Source organism: Frigoribacterium sp. AC759 (assembly GCF_979256015.1).
Genome location: NZ_CEEDMT010000001.1, coordinates 359850 through 365937, shown reverse-complemented (window position 1 = coordinate 365937; position 6088 = coordinate 359850). Strand labels below are relative to the sequence as shown.

Here is a 6088-nt window from a genome sequence, read left to right as displayed (position 1 = left end):
AGCGACGCGGTCATCTGAGCGTGGTGCGGCGGGTCGGTGTCATCGGCGGCGGGTCGGCGCTGACCCGCCCCCGATGACACGCACCCGCCGCACCCGGGCACCTCCGCACCCGGGCACCCGTGCGCCCGTGCACCCGTGCACCCGTCAGCGTCGCGGGGTGGCTTCCCCATCGCCGTCCACGCGCACCACGTCGATCGGGCCGGACTGAGCCCACTCGAGCGCCCAGTCCGACTTCGCGACCTCGCTCGACTCGTCGGCGTAGGCCTCGACAAGCTCGCGCGCCTCGACGTCGGTCGCGACGGACGGCCCCGAGCCGAGCAGCGGCTCGTTGGCCGTCTCTTTCGTGAACCACACGGCGACGAGACCGATCACAGCCGCGGCCATCAGGTAGAAGGCGGGGATGTCGTGGGCCCACGAGAAACCGTTCCCCTCGGCCCAGACGACCAGCGCCTCGGTGGCGAGCGGCGTCGTGCCGCCGAACAGCGACACCGACACGTTGAACGCGATGGCCAGGGCGCCGTAGCGGATGATCGTCGGGAACAGCGCGGGCAGCGTCGACGGCATGGTCGACGTGAACGTGACGAGCACCAGGCCGAGCACGAGCAGGCCGACGAAGACGAGCGGCGTGCTCTCGGACTGCACGAGCTTGAGGGCCGGCCACGACAGCACCAGGAATCCGACGCAGCCGGCGAACAGCACGGGTCGACGGCCGAACCGGTCGCTCAGGCGCCCGCTGAACGTGATGACGATCATCATCAGCACCATGACGACGATCACGAGCAGCAGCCCCGAGGTCGCACTGCGCCCCAGCGTGTTGGTGAGGTAGGTCGGCATGTACGACAGCAGCATGTAGTCGGTCACGTTGAACACCAGCACCAGGCCGATGCAGACGATCAGCGCCCGCCAGTTCTCCGCGAAGAGCTTCACGAGCGGCACCTTGACGTGCTCGCGACCGACGGCCTCCTCCTGCTGCTTCTGGAAGGCCGGCGTCTCCTCGAGCTTGAGGCGCAGGTAGAGCCCGATCAGGCCCAGCGGCCCGGCGATCAGGAACGGGATCCGCCAGCCCCAGGCCAGCAGCGCCTCCTCGCTCATCGCCACCTGCAGGGCCGTGACGAGCGAGGCGCCCAGCACGTAACCGCCGAGCGTGCCGAACTCGAGCCACGAGCCCATGAAGCCGCGACGATTGTCGGGCGAGTACTCCGCGATGAACGTGGCCGCGCCTCCGTACTCGCCACCGGTCGAGAAGCCCTGCAGGAGGCGCGCCAGCAGCAGCAGGACGGGCGCCCAGATCCCGATGGTCGCGTACGACGGGATCAGCCCGATGGCGAGCGTGCCGGCCGCCATGAGGATCATCGTGACCGCGAGCACCTTCTGGCGGCCGATCCGGTCACCGAGCGGGCCGAAGAACGCGCCGCCGATCGGGCGCACGATGAACGCGGCGGTGAACGTACCGAAGGTGAAGAGGATGTTGAGCGCGTCGTTCCCGGGCGGGAAGAACACCTGCGCGATCGTCGTCGTGATGTAGGCGTAGACGCCGAAGTCGAACCACTCCATGGCGTTGCCGAGCGCTGCGGCGCTGACCGCGCGCTTGAGCAGGCCCTCCTCGACGACGGTTACGTCGTCGGTGGTGAGCGATCGCCGGGCGGGTCTCGTGCTGTGCTGCTTCTTGGCGGACATCGGGTGCCTCCAGTTCGTCGGGTGATGGCGTCGACCCCAGCGTCGGCAAAAACGCACCGACACTACCAGTCCTGTCATGTCAGTACCAGTGCAGCGTGCGCACAGGTGCAGAGAGCGCACCCCCGAGGAGGCGCGGATCGCCACGCGTAGACTGATCGGCGTCCCACAACCAGGCACCTCCCCACCGACACGGTGCCGCCCACAGAACCGGAGAGCCAGATGCCGTCAGCGATGCCCGAGAAGCCCGCCCTCGAAGGACTCGAGGCCCGCTGGGGCCAGGTCTGGGAGGACTCCGGCACCTACCGGTTCGACCGCGACGGCGCGACCCGCGCCTCCGTCTTCTCTGTCGACACTCCCCCGCCGACCGCCTCGGGCAGCCTGCACATCGGTCACGTGTTCAGCTACACGCACACCGACGTCAAGGCGCGGTTCGAGCGGATGCGCGGCAAGCGCGTCTTCTACCCGATGGGCTGGGACGACAACGGCCTACCCACCGAGCGTCGCGTGCAGAACTTCTACGGCGTGCGCTGCGACCCCTCGCTGCCCTACGACGCCGACTTCACCCCGCCCTTCGAGGGCGGCGACAACAAGTCCTCGAAGGCCGCCGACCAGGTGCCCATCTCGCGTCGCAACTTCGTCGAGCTGTGCGAGCGCCTGACCGTCGAAGACGAGAAGCAGTTCGAGGACGTCTGGCGCAAGCTCGGCCTCTCGGTCGACTGGACTCAGAGCTACCGCACGATCGGCGACGACTCGCAGGCCATCGCGCAGAAGGCGTTCCTCCGCAACCTGTCGCGCGGCGAGGCCTACCAGGCCGACGCCCCGACCCTGTGGGACGTCACCTTCCGCACCGCGGTGGCGCAGGCCGAGCTCGAAGACAAGGACATGCCGGGCGCGTACCACAAGCTCGCATTCCACCGCACCGACGGGCAGGGCGACGTGCTGATCGACACGACGCGCCCCGAGCTGCTGCCCGCCTGCGTCGCACTCGTCGCCCACCCCGACGACGAGCGCTACCAGGCGCTGTTCGGCACGACCGTCCGCTCCCCCCTGTTCGACGTCGAGGTGCCCGTGGTGGCGCACCACCTGGCGCAGCCCGACAAGGGCTCGGGCATCGCGATGGTCTGCACCTTCGGCGACACCAACGACGTCGTGTGGTGGCGTGAGCTGCAGCTGCCGAACCGCGCCGTGATCGGCTTCGACGGTCGGTTCGTCAGCGAGGCGCCGGCGGCGATCGAGTCCGAGGCGGGTCGCGCCTCCTACGCGCAGCTGGCCGGCAAGACCGTGTTCAGCGCCAAGCAGTCCGTGGTCGAGCAGCTGACCGCCTCGGGCGAGCTGGTCGGCGAGATCCGCAAGATCACGCACCCCGTCAAGTTCTTCGAGAAGGGCGACAAGCCCCTCGAGATCGTCTCGACGCGCCAGTGGTACGTCGTCAACGGCGCTCGCGACGAGCAGCTCAAGTCGACGCTGCTCGAGCGCGGCGGCGAGGTCGCGTTCCACCCCGAGTTCATGCGCGTGCGCTACGAGAACTGGGTCAACGGCCTGAACGGCGACTGGCTGATCTCGCGCCAGCGCTTCTTCGGCGTGCCGATCCCGGTCTGGTACCCGCTCGACGGCGACGGCAACCCCGTCTTCGACGAGGTGATCGTGCCGAGCGAGGCGCAGCTGCCCGTCGACCCGTCGTCCGACACCGCGCCCGGCTACGACGAGTCGCAGCGCGGGGTCCCCGGCGGGTTCCAGGGCGAGCTCGACGTGATGGACACCTGGGCGACCTCGTCGCTCACCCCGCAGCTGGCCGGCAAGTGGGAGGCCGACCCCGAGTTGTTCGACCTCGTGTTCCCGTACGACGTGCGCCCCCAGGGGCAGGACATCATCCGCACCTGGCTGTTCTCGACGATGCTGCGCGCGCAGCTCGAGGGGGGCACCGTCCCGTGGCGGAACGCCTCGATCTCGGGCTTCATCGTCGACCCCGACCGCAAGAAGATGTCGAAGTCGAAGGGCAACGTCGTCACCCCGGCCGCGATGCTCGACGACCACGGCTCGGACTCGGTGCGCTACTGGGCGGCCTCGAGCCGTCTGGGCACCGACGCGGCGTTCGACCCGCAGAACCCGAAGCAGATCAAGATCGGCCGCCGACTGGCGATCAAGGTGCTGAACGCCGCCAAGTTCGTCTACTCGTTCGAGCTGCCCTCGGGCGAGCACTCGGTCACCGAGCCGCTCGACCGCGACCTGCTCGCCACCTTCGCGTCGGTCATCGAGACCGCCACCGAGGCGCTCGAGGGCTACGACCACGCCCGAGCGCTCGAGACGACCGAGAAGTTCTTCTGGACCTTCTGCGACGACTACCTCGAGCTGGTCAAAGAGCGCGCCTACGGTGCGACGACACCGGCCGAGCAGGCCTCGGCAGTGCTCGCGCTCCGCACGGTGCTCGAGGGGCTGCTGAGACTGCTGGCGCCGTACCTGCCGTTCGCGACCGAAGAGGTCTGGTCGTGGACGCACGACGAGTCCATCCACCAGGCGGCGTGGCCGACCGTCGCCGAGCTCGGTCTGTCGGAGGGCGAGTCCGCGACCGGGCTGGTCGGGCTCGTCGGGCAGGCGCTGATCTTCGTGCGCCGGGCGAAGTCCGATGCGAAGGCCTCGCAGAAGACCCCCGTGTCGACGGCAGTGATCACGGCGCCGGCCGCTCAGCTGGCGCTGGTCCGCCTCGCCGCGGGGGATCTCGCGGCGGTCGGCAAGATCGCCGATCTGACGTTCGCTGAGGGCGACGAGCTCGCCGTGGGCGACATCGTGTTCGCCGAGCAGCCGGCCGACACGTCCGCTGCGGCACCGGCGGCGGGCGCCTGATGCAGCTCGGTACGCGGTGGAGCGTAGGAGGCGCGGCGCCGGCCGACCTCGATGCACCCGTCCTCGGGGCGATCGCCTCGGTCGAACGCGAGCTCGCCGAACAGGGCGTCGACGCGTCGACCTGGCGCTGGACGCTCACCTGGCTCGAGCGTCGCCCCGTGGTCGAGCTCGACGACGGCACGGTCATCCGCGTCGACGCCGTGACCGGCGAGGCCCACGTGCACGAGCCCGCCGACGACGAGGACTAGCCCGCCCCTCCTCCCGTCGAGGGTCAGACAGGCCGCTCACCTCTCTGGTGAGCGGCGTGTCGTGACTCCTCATCGCTCTGCAGACGGGCGACGGCACGCAGCCACGATCAGCCCGATCATGGCTGCGACCCTGATCGACGACCACAGAACACTCTGCACCCCCGCCAGCGCGGCTGTCATCGCGTCGACGATCGACACGACGCACACGGTGACCAGAAGAACGACCAACCACTCTCGACTCATGGCATAACGATATCCATGGCTAAGTGGTTCAGCCACCGATCGACAGGTCGAGGAGTCACGACACGCCGCTAACCTCTCGAGGTGAGCGGCGTGTCGTGACTCCTCGACGAGGTCAGGCGCGGCCGAGCACCTCGCCGTGGGGCATGATCAGCCAGCCGTCGGGGGCGTCGCGCCAGCGGCGCCAGGCGTCGGCGATCGCGTGCAGCTCGTCGTGGGTGGCGACGCCCTTCTCGATCGCATCGGCGTAGAACGCCGACTCGGTCGCCCGAGCGGCCCAGCTGTCGCCCCACCAGGTGCGCTCCTCGTCGGAGGCGAAGCACCAGACGGACGCACTGCTCGCGACCTCGTCGAACCCCGCCTCGAGCATCCAGCCCTTGAGGCGCCTCCCTGCGTCCGGTTCCCCGCCGTTGCCGCGGTGCACCGCCTGGTAGACGTCCATCCACCGCTGCAACCCGGGGTTCTCGGGCGCCCAGACGCAGCCGTGGTAGTCGACATCGCGGGCTGCGACGACTCCCCCGGGGCGCGCCACCCGACGCATCTCGCGGAGCGCCGCGACCGGGTCGCCGACGTGCTGCAGCACCTGATGGGCGTGCACGACGTCGAAGGAGTCGTCGTCGAAGGGCAGCGCGAACAGGTCGGCCGTCTCGAAACGCACGGCCGCCAGCCCCCGCTCGGCCGCGAGCGACGTCGCCTGCGCGACGATCCCGGTCGACGAGTCGATGCCCACCACGAGACCGGGGGCGACCCGCTCGGCCATGTCGACCGTGATCGTGCCGGGGCCCGACCCCACATCGAGCACGCTCGCGCCGGGCGTCAGATGCGGCACGAGGTAGGCCGCCGAGTTCTCGACGGTGCGCCACGTGTGACTCCGCAGCACGCTCTCGTGGTGCCCGTGGGTGTACCGGGCCGTGTCGCGAGGTCGTCCGCTCATGCGGCGACCCTAGCGCGCCTCCTCGGCTCCGCCCCCGCCCTCGCCACCGCCTCCGGCATCGACGGGTCACGACTCGCCGCAGCCCCGGCGGCCCCGCGGCGTGTCGTGACTCCCCGGGCGTGCCCGCGGACCGGCCTAGGCTCGGGCC

General features: G+C 70.0%; 4 protein-coding genes. 2 read left to right on the top strand and 2 right to left on the bottom strand.

Translation table 11 applies throughout. The features are described 5' to 3' along the window. Positions 1-144: 144 nt before the first annotated feature. Positions 145-1677 (bottom strand): glycine betaine/L-proline transporter ProP, encoded by a 1533-nt coding sequence (proP, locus tag ACZ6JE_RS01695; protein WP_464318026.1) that lies wholly within the window; start codon positions 1675-1677, stop codon positions 145-147. A gap of 231 nt (positions 1678-1908) precedes the next feature. Here proP and valS point away from each other — a divergent pair, with 231 nt between their 5' ends. Together valS and ACZ6JE_RS01685 are read left to right on the top strand one after the other, a co-directional pair. Beyond that, positions 1909-4518, top strand: coding sequence for a valine--tRNA ligase (valS, locus tag ACZ6JE_RS01690; RefSeq protein ID WP_192059975.1), 2610 nt, complete (start codon positions 1909-1911; stop codon positions 4516-4518). Beyond that, positions 4518-4766, top strand: coding sequence for a hypothetical protein (locus tag ACZ6JE_RS01685; RefSeq protein ID WP_192059974.1), 249 nt, complete (start codon positions 4518-4520; stop codon positions 4764-4766). The genes valS and ACZ6JE_RS01685 overlap by 1 nt, the downstream gene beginning before the upstream one ends. Positions 4767-5121: 355 nt before the next feature. Here ACZ6JE_RS01685 and ACZ6JE_RS01680 read toward each other — a convergent pair whose 3' ends face one another. Beyond that, the gene (locus ACZ6JE_RS01680) at positions 5122-5940 is read right to left on the bottom strand and encodes a methyltransferase domain-containing protein (RefSeq protein WP_464318025.1); all 819 of its coding nucleotides are present in this window, start codon (positions 5938-5940) and stop codon (positions 5122-5124) included. Positions 5941-6088 lie beyond the last annotated feature (148 nt).